We start from the raw sequence: 16,343 nt of genomic DNA, 5'->3' as shown, positions 1-16,343 counted from the left end.
TAGCTCAACAGGAAGAAAGCGGCTTGCAGCGATAAAGATTTTCCTTCAGTCCTCCAAAATTGTCGGCGTAATTAGGACTACAATTTCAGTTCTCTCATTTATCGTATTTTGCCTACGAAAAAGAGAACCCAGCAGAGGAATCTCAGAAAGCAGTGGAACCCTGTCAACAGATACTCGATCCTCCTCTCGTATCAAGCCTCCCAAAAATAGGGTTTCTCTGTCTTTCAGTCTGGTTTGCAAAGTTCCAACAGAACGCTGGTTCAGCAAGCTAATTACGGTGCCATCTGCCAAAGTAACTTGGCTACCGATGGATGAAATCTGAGGAATGAGATTTAACGTAACATAGCCATTATCGTCAATCCTAACATTTTGAATAAGCAAGTTAACTCCTGCGTTTCCCTTCTCGAAAACAACTACTGACTGGCCTGTTGCGGGATCCGTTTGTATTCTCCTGTTGGTAATGACTTCTTGGCCAACCACAACAGCCGCACCGGTGTTGTTGGCAACGACTACTTTTGGATCGGCCAATATCTTAGCTGTCCCCGAAGCAATAGATGCATCTATACGAGCTGCAAGAGACTGCTGGAGCCGGTTTAAAGTATTAAATACAAGTGAGCCCCCAGTTGCTGGAGCCGGAACCGAACCAACGTTAGGAACTGAGGATCCAGCAGGTTGGTTAAGAGGAGTTCCACCAAAGACGGTGTTGTCTCCGGATCCCAGCGCAAAGTTGCCAGAAGCACCGCCTAATGCAACTCCCAGATCAGAGTTGTTATTGAGATTGATTTCAATAAACCTAGCACTAATTAAGACCTGCCGACTTCTTAGATCAATTTGGGCAAGATATGCTGCAATTACATCATGCTGGGTAGGTGTGGCAACAATAGTTAGCGAATTTGTTCTTGGATCTGCCTGAATTGCCGACTGTTGATCCAAAGGAATGTTTGATGCTTCCAAGATTCCCTGGATTCTATTTCTGATTTCACTCGGAGTAATACTTAGTTGCCTAGCATTGATTTCAACTGTTCCTCCTCCCCCTGCAGTTCCCGAAGCGTTAAAGACAAAAGTTTGCTCTGTTTCTTCGATTCTCAGTTGATTGAGTCTATAGGTTTTGACAATCTGCTGGCTAACTCCAGGGAGTGTAGTGCCGATAAAAACCGTTTGCCCTGAACGAGATGCTTGAAGTTCCTTCAGGCGCAAAATAAAGTTAAATGTTTCTTGTAGAGGTGAATCAGCCACATCTAAGGAAATCGTCAGGTCTGGAGGGACGTCATTGAGAACTACGTTCAGTCCAGCTCGACGCACCAGCAGACTCAACACATCACCCACAGGGGCATCCTTGAGGGTTAAGGTAATTGTGGCATTTGAACCCAAGTCAACTGGAGGGGGAGCCGGAATAATATTGCCGACAGCAAGATCTCCGGCCGGAGGAGCCACTGCTCGACCTTGAAACGGAGACGCACTGGGATCAGTAGCTCTCGAAGGCAGCTGAGGTTGGTTAAGCTGGCCTACAGAAGGCACCTGAGAAATCACGGGTGCAGCAGGAACAGCAGGTGCAGGAGGAGCCGCTTGAGCTGTCTGCGGAGGGGCAGGGTTTTGAGCGACCGGTTGGGAGGCAGGGGCAGGAGCTGCGGGCTGAGGAGCAGGAGCCACGGGCTGAGGTCGGTTTAGTGACGCCGGTTGGCCGGGCGCTACTGGGTTGGACGAGGGTTGAGGGGGAACCGCCGCTAGGGGGGCCGGTGGAGCAGAGGGTAGGCCCTCAAAGTCGAAGACCAACTGCGTCGGGCTGCGCCGAGCCAGCAAGCCTTGGGGAGCTGCGGCCACACCGGCTATTTCTATCCGCACGCTGTCGTTGCTCAACTGGCGGGCCTCAATGAAGCGCACCCCCGGCAGGGGAGACTCTTGGCGATAGCGGCCCTGGCTTCCGCTCAATTGAGCATTGGTGATGTCCCCGATCCAAGATTGTCCCTGCTGGGTAAAGAACACCTGTGGGCGAGCGCCCCCTTCGGTGTTGATCTCCAACTGCATGCGGTTGCCGTTGGGCACCAGGCGGATATCTGTGATGCGGCTGAGGCGTTGCGGGTTTGCGGAGGTCAACTGTTGAGCGGCTGCCTCATTGACCCGGCTTTCTAAGGCCAATGGGGGCAGGGACAGGATCAAGCCCAACGCACACCCATAAGCAACTCGACGGTTCATCATCCTCACAGCTCACTCCTTCACCCAGTCGTATTCTTGCTTCACCTCGCCACGGGTGCCTTTGGCCTCGTTCACCCCGTGCTTCCCTAATCAAAGCCGAAATCTCGGACTTTGCCACTACCTGTAGCTGTTTCGGGAGCAATTTTTCCCAGATCTTCGATTCGGCAACACTATCCGTGCTGAACCGGCGGTTGTTCCCGTCTTCTGAAAACCAGAGGGGATCCCGCACTGGCAGGATCCCCCCCTGAGTCAAGGCATGGCTGGGCTACTGACCAGGTGCCGTTTGCCCTTCAGGTGGAGGAGCAGTGCCCAACGGAACGTCTTTGTTGTAGATGTAGGCAATCAAATCAAAAGCAGCGTCCAGTTCCCCTGTGTCTTGAACAGGATTTAAGCTGATGTTGCTCACCCGGAACAGCGTGCGCAGACGTTCTATATCTCCCATCAGATTGATCAGCTCCGTATAGGGGCCACGCAGAGCGACACGGGTGGTCTGCACTTGGATGGCGGGAGCGATGATCCCAGGCACTTCCGGATTGGCCGAAGACGCTGGAGTCAGTGGAGAAGGGCTAAAGCTGCGCAGCTCGCTGTTGGGCTGCCCCTGCACCAGCCGGTTGAGATCCAGCAGTTGCGTGTCGGCATTCTCGGGGGTGGAGAGCAGGGCACTGATCTGTTCCCGCTCCACGCGAGCTCTCTCGACCTGATTGGGCACATCTTGCAAACTGGCAATCTGGCTCTTTATGTCCTGCAACTGGGTGGTTTTGTTGGCTACCTCCCTTTCCAAAGCCTGTACCTCCTCGATCAAGGGGCGAAGTTGGGTGAAGGCCAGAAACCCCGCCGCGCCTAGCCCTGTGATCCCGATTAAAAGACCAATTCGAATGGGGGTCAGCTCCACGCCCAGCAGTACCGGCGGCCCTGCCGGGGGAACCACCAGTTGTTCGTCGGGAAAACCTTCAACCGATCCAGTCATCAGTTCGCCTCCACTCGACGCAAAATGCGGATCTTTTCAACCAAGCCTATCGCTCCCCGCTGCTCCAGCTCGCGGGTAAATTCTGGGTCAGGATCCCCCAGGGTACGGATGGTTACGGTTATGCCGTAGGTAACGCTGGGCTCGGTTAGGTCTGTGCCGTCCACCCGGGAGCTGCTGTTCAGGACGGCGCTGGTAACAAAGTTGGAATCCAGCAGGGTGAGCAAAAAGTCGTTCACCAGGGGAAAGTCCAGCGCCCCTCCTTGGATATTGACGGTATCCCCGGAAGCGCTGATGTTGGTTATCCATACCCCCTGGCCGGGGATCTTGCGCCGCAGCTCTTCCAAGATGGCCGACCAAGGCTGGACGGATCCCAGAAAGGAGCGGAACCCTTCCGTTTGGGCGCGAATGGTTTGCAGCTCTTGATTGGCATTCTGCAGCTGGGACAACTCAGCATTGGCTGTGCTGAGCTCACTGTCAAGGCGAGCCCGCTCCGCCCTCAAGGTTTCTCTCTGGCGGGAAAAGCTGTCTTGGAAATACCAAAAAGCTCCCATCGCTACAGCAGCAACAGCAACCCCCAGGCCAATGGCCGGGATCCAATTCTGGGATCCCTCTGCGGCCCCAGTCGCGGCTACTGCTCCCCCACTTGTTCGAGCTGTGGTGAGGACATCCGGCCTTTCTTTGAGGAAATTGATCTCCGGTGTGTACATCTCTTTAACCGCCTTGTGCGCTATTCCATCGGTTGGGCGAGCTTGCGCTGCCTGCTGCCGCTACTTGGTGTCTTCCCGTAACGCCAACCCCAGGGCCACTCCCATTGCTGGGCGTTCCTCCAGGGGCAGTTCCACTGAATCCGGCACGACAATGTTGCCAAAGGGATCCGCCAACTCCACCGCCACGCTCAACGACTGAGATAAGAAGCCGTCGATTTGGCCGATGCTTGCCCCAGTTCCGGCCAGCAGTACTTTCACCACAGGCGAGCTGCTTTCTGTGCTCGTAAAGAAGTCGATGGAGCGCTTCAGTTCATCCGCCAAATCGGAGACAACGCGCGTTACTGCTGCTACACCGGGATTGCTGGGCGCTGGCTGTTCTCCCGTGGCCAAAATATCGGTGGGGTTGATCAAGGGTAACCTCAGAGTTCGCAACAGGTCGCCGGTGCGGCTAAGCGGCAGATTCAGGGATTGGGCCAGCACCTGCCGCATGTGGATGGTGCCGATGTTGACGGTGCGGGTAAATTGCGGGATCCCGTTCACCAAAATGCTGATCTCGCTGCTGTCGTAGCCGATGGAGCTGAGCAACACGGCCTCTTGGGGGCCGTACTGGGTTAGCTGATCGCGGATGGTGCGAATGAGGGAGAAGCTGGCCAGCTCCACACAGCGCACCTGCAAGTTGGCCACCTGCAGCACCTCCAGGTAGTTGTCCACCACCTCTTTGGGGATGGCCACCAGCAAGACTTCGATGCGCTCAATGCCATCCTGGGAAAGATCGAGACCCAAGGGCTGGTAGTCGACATCCGCCTGATCCCGCGGATAGGGAATGTAAAGTTCGGCCTCCTGCTCCAAAACCACCCGGCGCAGCTCATCGGCAGGTAGGTCGGCAGGCAGGCGAATGAGACGAACGATGGCCTCCCTTACGGGCACTGCTGTGGCTGCCGGCAGGTTGGTGGGCACTTTGTTTTCATTGAGCAAATTCATCAGGATCAAGCCAACTGTGCTCGGATCGAGGATGCGTCCTTCGACCATCGCCCCTTCCGGCATGTCCACGCTGTGGTAGTGGGCCAGACGATAGCTACCATTGCCCTGCTTTTTCAGTTGGGCAACGGCGATGCGCTCGGGGTTGATGTCCACCCCAAGCATGGTTCGGGTTTTGGAACCACCAAAAAAACTAAACACGCCGGGAAACCCCGCCCTTTGCGCTACTGCTAGAGGCATACTACCCAATTTGTAGGTGGGTTACCACTGTTCGCCATTGGCCGCGGGGAAATCCTTGTCTGGGCCGATCCCTCCCTGCCAGCCGCAAGTGCAGGGCTTGCGCGGTGTTGAGCGGTGTTGGAAATTCGCTTGACTCAACGGGTCTGTTGCCGCGCCCACTCACGGAACTGTTGTAACCGCTCACAACCCTTCTTCCTCTAGGGCCTGAACGTTTTGCACAATCCGGGAGAGCTCGTTTTTCTCATCCACATTGATGCGAGTCGGGGATCCGCTGATGATGCGCTCGTAGCCCCGGAAGGAATCGCGGATTTGGATGCCCGCATTGGAGATCAGGTACTCGCGGATCCCTTTGTCGTGCCAGGATCCCCGCATTTTGAAGACGTTGAGGGCGCGGGCCATTTCTCCGCGGATCTCCACGTATTGCAGCAGGATGATCGTGTCAGTGATGGTGGAAATATGGGATTCGGTGATGGAATGGGATCCCATGAATTGGTCGGTGGTGTTGGTGAAAAAGCCGGTGATCTCCTCCTGCTTGGCCAGGCCAGTTACCCCGATTACAAACTGGCGGAAGGCATTTTGGCTCACTCCCCGCGCCAGGGCTGACAGAGAGTCGATGGCCATGCGGGAGGGCTTGAAGGCCATCATCTCGGTTTTGATCTTCTGCAGGTGGTCTTCCAGGCCGGCAGATTCTGGGTAGGCGCAGATGATCTTGAGGAGGCCCTGCCGCTCGAACTCTTCCAGGTCAATGCCCCAGGAGGAGGCGTTGCGGGACAGCTGCGCCCGCGACTCTTCGTAGGCAAAGAGAATGCAGCGTTCCCCATCCAGGCAGCCCCGCTCCAGGAATTTGCTCACCAGCGAGGTTTTGCCCGTGCCGGTGGCGCCGGTGGCCAAAATAATCGAGTCTTTGAAGAAGCCGCCGCCGCACATTTCGTCCAGCTTCTCGATGCCGGAGGAGACCCGCACGTTGGAGGAGCGCTGCGTCAGTTGCATGGCTCCCAGGGGGAAGATGTTGATCCCGTCATTGGTGATGGTGAAGGGATATTCCCCCTTCATGTGGGTGGTGCCCCGCAGCTTCAAGATCTCGATGGTGCGCCGCCGTTTCTCTCCTTCCAGGATGTTGCGCAGGATCACCACGTTGTCGGAGACGAATTCTTCCACACCGTAGCGGGCGATGGGACCGTACTCGTCGGTGCGCTCCGTGGTCATGACGGTGGTGACGTTGGCCTGCTTGAGGCGGGCCGTCAGGCGGAACAGCTCCCGCCGCACCACACCGGCAGGGTCGTACTGCTGAAAGATGGCCGTCACCGAGTCGATGGAGACCCGCTTGGCTTTGTATTTGCGAATGGCGTACTGAATGCGCTCGATGAGGGCCGACAAATCGAAATTGCCGCTCACCTCATAGCCTTCGGGATCGGGGGAAGCGTCCAGGATAAACAGTTGGCCCCTGTCGATGAGGGCCTGCAGATCCCAGCCAAAGCTGGAGGCATTGCGAATGATATCGGCGGGGGTTTCCTCAAAGGTGACGAAGATCCCCGGCTCTTGATACTTCACGATGCCGTTGTAAAGGAACTGCATGGCAAACAGGGTTTTGCCGGTGCCGGAGGTGCCGCTGACCAAGGTGGTGCGTCCCAGGGGTAGCCCACCGTGACTGATGTCTTCAAAGCCCTCAATGCCCGTCTGTTTTTTGGGGATCCCTCGCAGCTCTGAGAGATCCGCCCGGTGGTTGTCTGGGGTTGGTTCGGTGGAGTCCTCTGCGGTGTTATCTTGTGGCTTTTCTGGCTCAGAAGGCCCCAATGACTGGTTCATCCCACTCTCCTTGCTCCTGCAGCCTGTCTCAAGCCTCTTCGTCCAATTCTTCGTAGAGCAGATCCAGGCCGATGAGCACTTTCTCGCGGTTGGACAGATCGCCAATAATCTTCCGCACCGGTGGCGGCAGGATTTTGGCCAAGGTCGGCGTTGCCGAGATCTTATCTTCCTCTGCCAGTTGCGGATTTTTCAAGACATCGATCACCTTCAGGGTGTACACGCCGCGGAACTCCTTTTCCAAGATGTCTTGCAAGGTGCTGAGGGCACGCAGAGAATTGGGGGTGTTGCCCGCCACGTAGAGCTTGAGAACATAGGCTTTGCGAGTGGACATATCTAAGGATCCCTTGGAGCGGTTTTGGGAATGGAGCGGCGGTACATTTCGCTCAGGTGGGCCATCACATCGATCAGGGTAAGGCGGTAATCCAGCAGGATCTCTTCGCTGCGGCCTTCCAGTTTCAATTGTTTGGCAAAGTCTTCCATCAAGTTCATGTGCAGCTCCAGCAGTTGAGCAGCGCCGATATCGGCAAAAAAGGCCAAGGCCACCAGTTCATCGATGCGGGCATTGGCGGTTTCGGGAGACTGAAAGTATTCCAGGACAATCGCCTGGTAAAGGCCGCGCAGCCGTTGCATCAAAGCTCGCTGCTCGTGGGGCGGAAGGCGGCGATAAAACAGCTCCGGGTCACGATGATAGTACACTCCGGCATAGCTCAGCCGTTCTCGCAATTTCTCCGCCAGCCGTCGCTGTTGTTGGTTGCTGTAGGCCAGGTAGGGCTGATCGCTGGGATGCACTGGGCCCTGCGGGAGGCCGCAAGTGGGAGACATCTGCAGAAACAAGGCGATGGCCCGATCCACCAGCAGCTCCAAGACGGAAGGGGATCCCGAAGCGGTACAGTCGGCCCGCACCTGCCCCTTCAGCTCCTGTGGCGAAATGGGACGGACGAGGGTGGCGTTGTGGTAGAAAAACTGCTCTCGCTTGAGCAATGCTTTCACCAAAGATGAGGTGGCAGGGATCTCTCCTTCCGTCTCCGGTGTTTCCTTTTGCAGGTGGGATTCTTCCAGCACAATCGCCAACACCGTCGGCAGCAGCAGTCCCCACGCGCAGAGCTGATTGCCCAGATCGTGCAGCTCTTGCAGCCGAGTGGGATCCACCAGGAGCACCAAGCAATCGACATGGCCGTCTTGTTTTCTGAGAGCCTCTAGGAAGGTAGCTTGATCCTGAAAACACTCGACAACAAAGCGTTCAGGGGGTAGCCAGTCCTCGCAAGCTAGGGGCTCTCCTGCTGGCGGCTCCCAATCCAGCAACAGGTTGATGCGCAGTGGATGGGTGTCAGGCAACAAGACAAAGGATGAAGATATATTTCCTATCTTAAATCTGACCGGGATCCGCGCTCACCGGCCAGAGGAAAAGAGCGGGAGAAAAACCTAAACTAGGGGTGAGTGAGCTGCTGCCGAGATCCCTATGGTGCCCCTGATCATCGACTGTGACCCTGGCCAAGACGATGCGGTGGCTCTGCTGCTGGCTATGGCGTCGCCAGAAGAGCTGCAATTGCTGGGCATTACCACGGTGGCTGGCAATGTCTCCTTGGACAAAACCAGCCGCAATGCTCGACAGATCTGTGAATTGGCCGGTCAGCCGCAGATGGGGGTGTATGCCGGCTGCCCCCGACCTCTCTTGCGCCCTCTGGAAACCGCCGAGCAGGTGCATGGCAAAACCGGGATCGACGGAGCGGATCTGCCGGAGCCCCAGATGCCTTTGGGATCCCAGCATGCGGTGGAGTATCTGATTGAAACCCTGATGGCTGCCCCTGAGCCGGTTACCTTGGCTTTGCTGGGCCCGATGACCAACTTGGCAGTGGCCCTGGTGCAGCAGCCTCGGATTGTGGAGCGCATCCAGCGGCTGGTGTTTATGGGGGGATCCGCCTTTGAGGGGAATGTTACCCCGGCAGCCGAGTTCAACATCCTCACCGATCCCCACGCCGCCCAGATCGTGCTCAGCGCCGGGATCCCGGAGGTGGTGATGCTGGGCTTGCACGTCACCCAACAGGTCCTCAGCACGCCGGAGCGGATTGAGCGCATCCGCGCCCTGGGCACCCGCGTTGGGCAGACGGTGGCCAATATGCTCACCTTTTACGGTAAGGTCGACGTAGAACGCTACGGGCTACCGGGAGGGCCATTGCACGACCCTTGTGTGATTGCCTATCTGTTACAGCCGCAGTTGTTCGAGCTCAAGCCCTGCTACGTCGAGGTGGAAACGGCTAGCCCCTTGAACCTGGGCCGGACGGTGGTGGATCGCTGGGGATCCAGTGGTCGCCTCGCCAATGTTCAGGTGGCTTTTGGGGTGGATGCCCAGGGGTTTTACCACCTGCTCACCGAGCGCCTGGGCCGTTACCGATAATTCTGATAGTTCTGATCCTTGAGGCCAGATCCGAAGGTGGAGAATCCCAGCGCCGTCCAACGTGCCAAGCTGGAGTGGGTGAACCTGCCCACCGCCGTCACCCTGCTGCGGCTGGCAGGGATCCCTTTTGTTTTGCTGGGGCTGAGCCTGCGATCCCCACTGGGGGAGAGGTTGGCCCTCTGGGCTTTTTTGCTGGCGGCAGCAACCGATTGGCTGGATGGCCATTTGGCCCGCCGTTATGGCTTGGTAACCGATATGGGCAAGTTTTTGGATCCTCTGGTGGATAAGCTGCTGGTGTTGGCGCCGCTGCTGGGCCTGCTGGAACTGGGGCGGATCCCCGCTTGGGGCGTGTTTTTGCTGGTGGGGCGGGAGCTGGCCATCGCCGGCTGGCGGGTCAACCAAAGCCAAATCCGCGGTGCCAATTTCTGGGGCAAAGCCAAGACGGTAACCCAAATCCTGGCCATTGCTTTGCTGATTTTGGGGTGGCCGGGAGGGATCCCTTGTTTTTGGGTGGCGGTGGTTCTCACCCTGATCTCGGGCCTGACCTACCTGCACACCGATCATCCCCATCATGCGCAGTCACCCGGCAGGCCATAGCCCTTGTCAGATCCCCCCGCCCCTCGCCGACAGAGGAGACACCCCACCTGAGCAGCGCATCCTCGGCCTAGATCCAGGTCTGGGAACCATGGGTTTTGGTTGCATTCTGGCGGGATCTGCGGGGTTGAAACCTGTGGATTATGGGGTGATCAGCACCCCCAGCCAACACTCGATGCCGGAGCGGCTGCAAACGCTGCACGAGGATTTGAGCCAGTTGCTGCGCCAACTGCGCCCGCATCAGGTGGGGCTGGAAAAACTTTTTTTCTACAAAATGGGCAATACCATTGCCATCGCCCAAGCCCGTGGCGTGATCCTGCTCACCTTGGCCCAGCATCATCTGTTGCCGGTGGAGTTTACGCCCGCCCAAGTCAAGCAAAGTTTGACAGGCTACGGACGCGCCGACAAGCAGGCTGTACAAGCTGCCGTGGCCCGGGAACTCAACCTGCCCAGCTTGCCCCGCCCGGATGATGCCGCCGATGCCTTGGCGATTGCCATCACAGTCTGGCACCACCGCTTCTCTTGAGGGATCCCCTCCCTGTCAATCCCCTACCTTTAGCAGAGATAAAGATTGGCCAATAAAGATGGGCTAGACTCAGTACAGCGAGAAGCACAAGCCCTATGCCTTCTTCTTCCGTGGATGTTCGCGAGCTACCGCTGTTTCCCTTGCCGGAGGTGGTGCTGTTTCCGGGCCGACCTCTGCCGCTGCACATTTTCGAGTACCGCTACCGCATGATGATCAACACCATTCTGGAGACGGATCGCCGCTTTGGGGTGCTGATGTTCAATCCCCAGACGGGATCCCCAGTGCGGGTGGGCTGTTGTGCTGAGGTGTTGCAGGTGCAGCGATTGCCGGATGACCGCATGGACATTTTGACCTTGGGGCAGCAGCGCTTCCGCGTCTTGGATTACGTGCGGGAAAAACCCTTCCGGGTGGGGCTGGTGGAATGGATTGAGGATGAGCCGACCACCCCTTCCGATGACCTGCAGAGCTGGGTGCGCCAGGTTACCACTCTCCTTCAAGATGTGGTGCGTCTCTCGGGCAAGCTAATGGAGCGGGATGCACAGTTGCCGGAGCAGCTCCCCACCACCCCCATAGAACTGTCCTACTGGGTGGCTAGCCACTTCCATGGGGCCCCCCAAGAGCAGCAAGCTCTGCTGGAAATGGTCAGTACCGAAAGGCGGCTGCGCCGGGAAGCCGAAATTCTCGAGTCCACCCGCAAGCACTTGGCCGCCCGCACGGCCCTCAAGGATCTGTTCACGGAAATTTCCTGAGGTTCCTGTCAGTTGGTCAGGTCTGCTCCCATCTGTTCTGGTGGCTCTTGTGGACCTTTCCAGAGAGTGCCCTTTGCCTTGCTCGACCAGGCAGAGCAGAATGCTTCCCCCGGAAAGGTTGGGTATTTCTTGAGGATCCCTTCCCCGCTTTTCATGGCCTACGCTCGCCGCTACTTGCGCTTTCCCTCTCAGATCTTGGGCCGGGAAATGGAGATGCTCCACTTTGGGCATCACGGCTACCCGCTGATCTGTCTGCCCACCAGCAACGGGCGTTTTTTTGACGTGGAAGATCGCGGCATTATTGCCAGCCTCAGCCATCATCTGGAACAGGGCTATTTGCAGGCTTTTTGCGTGGAAACCCTGGATTGGGAGACCTTTTTCAACCGCGAGCTGGACTTGCCCCAACGTCGGGATCGTTGGCTGTTGTTGGAGCAGCACTGGGTAGAAGAGCTGATCCCCTACGCCAAGGCCGAGGCGCAAAATGAGTTTCTGGTGGTGGCTGGGTTTTCCCTGGGAGCTACCCATGCTGTCAACCTCACCTGTCGGCATCCCGGCTTGGTGCGCCGTTGCTTGGCCCTGGGGGGGCCCTACGATGTGGCCGCTCTCGGCTCCATCACCGGCTGGGATCCCCAACGGGCAGAGCAGGAGCTGTATTTCATCAACCCGCTGGCCTATATGTCCAACATGAGCCGGCAACTCTGGGATCACTTGGGCGGGCGCAACACCGAGCTGAAGCTGCTCACCGCTCGCCACGACCACTGCCTCAGCGACAATCTGCGCCTGGCAGAAGTGCTTAGCCGCAACAACATCCCCCATCAACTGGAGGTATGGGAGGGGAATCACGATTGGCCCACTTGGCAAGCGCAAATCCGCGCCTTCGCGTAGGATCCCTTGCAGGGAATAGCTTTTGACGAGAGAGCTTTGATGATTGAAGACTATTGGGTTGGCAGCCTGCACTTCAGCGAGCCTTTCGGGGACGATACTCTGGCTCGCCTCAACGCACTTCCCCCTGTTCAAGCTCGCAACGGCCAAACTTACAAGATCCGGGCCGAACACGTCACCATTCATGAGGTGAACCTGGATTACCGCACCAAGTATCGCTTGATCCTGGATCGCTTCAGCTACCTTTACCCCCAAGCCATCGGCCTATTCATGGGCTTTGCCTTTCGGGGGGTTTACCTCATCAACAACCCCTTTAGCTTTTATTACTACCTGCGCAACAAAGATGCTGCCTACATGGTGGTCAAAGAGCTGGGGATCTCCATCCCCAAAACTTACATTCTGCCCCCTAAAGAAGCCCCTGCATTGAAAGCAGAGGACTTTAAGTATCACAAGTTTTTCGATTGGCAGGGGATGGCGGAAGATCTGGGCTGGCCAATTGTGATTAAGCCGGCGGAGGGGCGAGAGGCCATTGGAGTAGAAATAGCCCACAACATGGAGCAGCTCCTCTATTTTTACGACCGCTCTGGATCTCAGGTGATGATGATCCAAGAGAAGGTCAAAACCCCTTACCCTTGGCAGATTCGCGCCCTCTGCATTGGCCGAAAGATCATTCCGATCAAGTATATCTTTCGCAAGTTCGATGCCAGCGAATATCTGTTTGATCCAGAATTTCTCACGCCGGAAATGGGCCAGAAAGTCATCAATACCTGTCGGATTATCAATCGAGTTTTGGGCTATGAAATGAACTCGGTGGAGCTATTTATCGACGAGCAGGGAGAGCTCCAGGCCATCGACTTTAACAATCCGGTGCCCGATGGACGGCTCAAGGCTTTGGGAGAGATCTTCTACAACGATTACCAGCAGGCCCTTTGCGATTTGGTCTTGGACATCGTGCGGGAACAGCGTCCTTTCGACTTCCTGCCCCCAGATATCAACCGCTTTGCTCACATTGCCCGACGGGCTGACCTCACCCGCGAGCAGAAGTTTCAGATGGCTCTGGATTTGGCCAACCGTTACTACGAGCCCAGGGATCCCGATTAAAATCAAACCAGAACCCAAAAGTGTGGTTTTCCGCCGGAGAAGTTGTGGACGGGCAAAGGAGCAGCAGCGTGGTTTCCGACCCCGCTTCAGGGTGGTCCATAATCAAGCAGGCGCAGGGATCCTGCCAGGTGCTGCATTTGGCGGCGTGGGATCCCCTCTTGAGTCGGCAAGAGCATTGGGGGCCTTTTCCCGGCCAAGCTGAGGCAATTGCACGGCGGGTTGGTCTGATCCGAGCAGGCAAATGTCAACCGGCTTGAAATGGCGCTGGTGCCACGATATTCGCGAGATCCCGGCAGTGGCCTGGCACGCTTTGCAAACGGAGCGCACCTCTCCTTTTTTGGAATACGAATGGTTGCACAGCCTAGAGAGCTCAGGTTGTGCCAGCCGCAGGACAGGGTGGCTGCCCTGTCACCTGTTGGTGGAGGCGGACGGCCAGTTGGTTGCTGCTGCCCCCTTGTATTTGAAAAGCCACAGCCAGGGGGAGTTTGTCTTCGACCAAGAATGGGCTGCAGTTGCCGGCCAATTGGGGGAACGCTACTACCCGAAGTTAATCGGCATGGCCCCCTTCACCCCGGCCACGGGCTATCGCATTCTCGTCCATCCCGAGTATTCAGAAGCAGAGGTGTGGCCATTGATGCTGGCAGCCATTGACCGGTTTTGCCAAGAGAAGGATATTTCGGTGTTTAGCTTGCTTTACGTAGATCTGGACTGGCGGACTCAATTGGAGTCGGATGGATTTACGCCCCGGATCACCCACAACTACCAGTGGCACAACCCCGGCTACCGCTCTTACGAAGACTTTTTGAGCCAGTTCAATGCCAACCAGCGGCGCAACATCAAGCGAGAGCGGGCTGCAATGGAAAAAAGCGGCCTAGAACTCAAGATTTACACAGGAGAGGAGATCACGCCCCGCCTGTTGTCTCTCATGTACGACTTTTACAGCAACACCTGCGCCCAATTTTGGAACTGGAGCAAATATCTCAATCGCCGCTTTTTCGAGTCTCTCTATCCCGACTATCGGGAGCGAGTTGTGCTGGTGGCCGGGGAACGGAATGCAGAAATTGTGGGGATGTCTTTTTGTATTCGTAAGGGAGATCGCCTCTTCGGGCGCTACTGGGGTTGTCGGGAGGAGGTGAAGTTTTTGCACTTTAACGTTTGCTACTACGAGCCCATTGCCCTCGCTATCCGAGAAGGGATCCGCAACTTTGATCCCGGCGCAGGGGGATCCCATAAGATTCGACGGGGATTTCCGGCCACGCCTGTGTACAGCTACCACCGCTTCTACAGCCGAAGGCTACAACAGGTTTTGGTGCCCTACCTGAACCGGGTTAACCCTCTCATGTTGGCCGAGCTGGAGAATGTGAATCAAAACGAGGTTCCTTTTCGAGAAGATGTTTTGCCTTCTCTATCTGCTTTGACCAAGGAGTAATCCACTCCATTGGATCGGGTTTTCAATCCCTGTCAGCAGTTGGCGGCTGACATGCTTTTTGCCCTGCTACAGCTTTTTTCGGCAATACTGACTCCAGCCAACACGACCTGACCTATGGTTATAGTTATTTCGAATTTCGGCGAAACAGCCTAATGGAACATCCGATCCCTTCCGGCCTTCCTGATCCCGTCAAACCTGGGGATCTTTTGATGTTGGAGATCACGGCCCTGACCCCCCAGGGAGATGGCATTGCCCACACGGTAGGACTTGGACAAGGGCGAGTGGTGTTTGTGTCCCAGGCGGTGCCCGGGGATCAGGTGGTGGCCCAAATAACCGAGATCAAGCGCAACTACTTGGTCGGGCGAATTCGGTCGCTGATTTCTCCCTCTCCCCAACGGGTGCGACCAGCCTGCATTGTGGCGGACAAATGTGGTGGCTGCCAATGGCAACATGTCAGCTATGCCCAGCAATTGGCCACCAAGCAGCAAATCCTCAGGGATGCACTGGAGCGGATTGGCGGTCTGACTCTGCCGCAGCCTGTCCCTATTTTGGGATCCCAGCAGCCGCTGCGCTATCGCAACAAGGTCACCTACCCCATGGCCAAACCGGAGGGCCAGCCCTTGCGCATGGGCTACTACCAACGGGGCAGCCACCGCCTGGTGAACCTCAACCAATGCCCCGTGCAAGACGAGCGGCTGGATGTGTTCCTGAGGGAAATCAAGCGGGATCTCCAAGAAACGGGCTGGAGTGTCTACGACGAAAGTCGTCACCAAGGTCATCTCCGCCACTTGGGTTTGCGCATCGGTCGCCGTACCCGCGAGGTGCTCCTGACCTTGGTCAGTTGCAGTCGTCGCCTGCCCCATCTGGAAAGCTGGGCCGAACGCTGGATGCAGCGCTACCCTGACCTGGTGGGGGTCTGTCTCAATCTCAACTCGGCCCGCACCAATGCCATCTTCGGCCCGGAGACTGAGGTGATTGCCGGTCGGGGGTCTTTGCGGGAGGAATTTGCCGGTTTTTCCCTCTGGATCGACAGCACCTCTTTCTTCCAGGTCAACACAGAGCAAGCAGAAGCCTTTTTTACCTGGATAGCCGACCAACTGAACCTGCGGGGAGAGGAAACCATCCTGGATGCCTACTGTGGCATCGGCACCTTAACCTTGCTGCTGGCGCAACGGGCGAAACGGACGATGGGGGTGGAAGCTTTGCCGGAAGCGGTGGCCCAAGCCCGCTACAATGCCCAGTTCAACGGTATCGCCTCAGCCCAATTTTTCCAGGGCACGGTGGAACAGGTTTTGCCGACCCTGCCCCCTGCCGACATTGTGGTGCTGGATCCGCCGCGGCGCGGCTGCGACCGCCAAGTGCTCGAGACCCTAAAGCTGCGACGACCACCACGCATCGTCTACATTAGCTGTCACCCTGCCACTTTGGCGCGAGACTTGCAGATCCTACTGGCAGAGGGATCCTATCGCCTTACCCAATGGCGGGCGGCTGACTTCTTTCCCCAAACCGGGCATGTGGAGGGGGTGGCCTTTTTGGAGCGAGTTTGAAGAGTACGCACCCTGACCAAAAGGCGCGGCAAGCCCCGTCCTTCAGGGCAGGGAGCGGCAGCGGGCCGGAGGCCTTTCTGGTCGGTGCCATCAACATCCTTGCTCGCGGGATACAGCTGTTGCGAGACGAAGGGCAGGACACGGCCGACGCTGCGGTCGGGATGCGGGTGGGTGAACCACCCGTGTCAGCCCGGATGGCCTGTGGATCGAACTGCACGGGCGGTCGGAA

15 protein-coding genes are annotated in these 16,343 nt (G+C 57.1%); 8 read left to right on the top strand and 7 right to left on the bottom strand.

All coding sequences use genetic code 11. From position 1 onward, the window contains the following. Positions 1-45: 45 nt before the first annotated feature. The 7 genes from ACVWY8_RS10210 to ACVWY8_RS10180 form a co-directional block, all read right to left on the bottom strand. Positions 46-2,094 (bottom strand): AMIN domain-containing protein, encoded by a 2,049-nt coding sequence (locus ACVWY8_RS10210; protein WP_457397069.1) that lies wholly within the window; start codon positions 2,092-2,094, stop codon positions 46-48. A 364-nt stretch (positions 2,095-2,458) separates the two neighbouring features. After that, complete coding sequence (locus tag ACVWY8_RS10205; RefSeq protein ID WP_414350594.1) at positions 2,459-3,160, bottom strand: hypothetical protein; 702 nt, start codon at positions 3,158-3,160, stop codon at positions 2,459-2,461. Next, positions 3,160-3,867 (bottom strand): PilN domain-containing protein, encoded by a 708-nt coding sequence (locus ACVWY8_RS10200; protein WP_457394487.1) that lies wholly within the window; start codon positions 3,865-3,867, stop codon positions 3,160-3,162. Before ACVWY8_RS10200 ends, ACVWY8_RS10205 begins: the two co-directional genes overlap by 1 nt. A 60-nt stretch (positions 3,868-3,927) precedes the next feature. Next, entirely contained in the window at positions 3,928-5,046 is a 1,119-nt protein-coding gene (gene pilM, locus ACVWY8_RS10195; RefSeq protein WP_457397067.1) for a type IV pilus biogenesis protein PilM, read from the bottom strand. 219 nt (positions 5,047-5,265) lie between these two features. Further along, positions 5,266-6,891 carry a circadian clock protein KaiC gene (kaiC, locus tag ACVWY8_RS10190; protein ID WP_011432142.1) on the bottom strand — a complete coding sequence of 542 codons (1,626 nt, stop codon included), beginning with the start codon at positions 6,889-6,891 and terminating at the stop codon, positions 5,266-5,268. A 28-nt stretch (positions 6,892-6,919) separates the two neighbouring features. Further along, a complete protein-coding gene (gene kaiB, locus ACVWY8_RS10185; protein WP_457394493.1) occupies positions 6,920-7,222 on the bottom strand; it encodes a circadian clock protein KaiB in 303 nt (100 codons plus the stop codon). 2 nt (positions 7,223-7,224) lie between these two features. Then, positions 7,225-8,229, bottom strand: a complete 1,005-nt coding sequence (locus ACVWY8_RS10180; RefSeq protein ID WP_457394496.1) for a circadian clock protein KaiA — start codon at positions 8,227-8,229, stop codon at positions 7,225-7,227. A gap of 121 nt (positions 8,230-8,350) precedes the next feature. Between ACVWY8_RS10180 and ACVWY8_RS10175 the strand changes: the two genes are divergently transcribed. The 8 genes from ACVWY8_RS10175 (at position 8,351) to rlmD (ending at position 16,114) form a co-directional block, all read left to right on the top strand. Further along, entirely contained in the window at positions 8,351-9,286 is a 936-nt protein-coding gene (locus ACVWY8_RS10175; RefSeq protein WP_011432144.1) for a nucleoside hydrolase, read from the top strand. Between the two features lie 78 nt (positions 9,287-9,364). Then, complete coding sequence (pgsA, locus tag ACVWY8_RS10170; RefSeq protein ID WP_414329287.1) at positions 9,365-9,883, top strand: CDP-diacylglycerol--glycerol-3-phosphate 3-phosphatidyltransferase; 519 nt, start codon at positions 9,365-9,367, stop codon at positions 9,881-9,883. Then, positions 9,858-10,406, top strand: a complete 549-nt coding sequence (ruvC, locus tag ACVWY8_RS10165; RefSeq protein ID WP_457394499.1) for a crossover junction endodeoxyribonuclease RuvC — start codon at positions 9,858-9,860, stop codon at positions 10,404-10,406. The genes pgsA and ruvC overlap by 26 nt, the downstream gene beginning before the upstream one ends. Positions 10,407-10,501: 95 nt before the next feature. Continuing rightward, entirely contained in the window at positions 10,502-11,155 is a 654-nt protein-coding gene (locus ACVWY8_RS10160; RefSeq protein ID WP_011432147.1) for an LON peptidase substrate-binding domain-containing protein, read from the top strand. 153 nt (positions 11,156-11,308) lie between these two features. Then, the gene (locus tag ACVWY8_RS10155) at positions 11,309-12,040 is read left to right on the top strand and encodes an alpha/beta hydrolase-fold protein (protein ID WP_457394501.1); all 732 of its coding nucleotides are present in this window, start codon (positions 11,309-11,311) and stop codon (positions 12,038-12,040) included. 39 nt (positions 12,041-12,079) lie between these two features. Then, positions 12,080-13,138: an ATP-grasp domain-containing protein gene (locus ACVWY8_RS10150; RefSeq protein WP_414350608.1), complete on the top strand. Its 1,059-nt coding sequence runs from the start codon at positions 12,080-12,082 to the stop codon at positions 13,136-13,138. A 241-nt stretch (positions 13,139-13,379) separates the two neighbouring features. Then, positions 13,380-14,567: a GNAT family N-acetyltransferase gene (locus ACVWY8_RS10145; protein WP_457394504.1), complete on the top strand. Its 1,188-nt coding sequence runs from the start codon at positions 13,380-13,382 to the stop codon at positions 14,565-14,567. Positions 14,568-14,719: 152 nt separating this feature from the next. Continuing rightward, positions 14,720-16,114, top strand: coding sequence for a 23S rRNA (uracil(1939)-C(5))-methyltransferase RlmD (rlmD, locus tag ACVWY8_RS10140; RefSeq protein WP_457394507.1), 1,395 nt, complete (start codon positions 14,720-14,722; stop codon positions 16,112-16,114). The last annotated feature ends 229 nt before the right edge of the window (positions 16,115-16,343 follow it).

The sequence above is a fragment of the Thermostichus sp. OS-CIW-32 genome (genome assembly GCF_054060415.1).
Note: the sequence above shows the minus strand (reverse complement) of the source record. Positions and strands in the feature narration are given on the sequence as shown.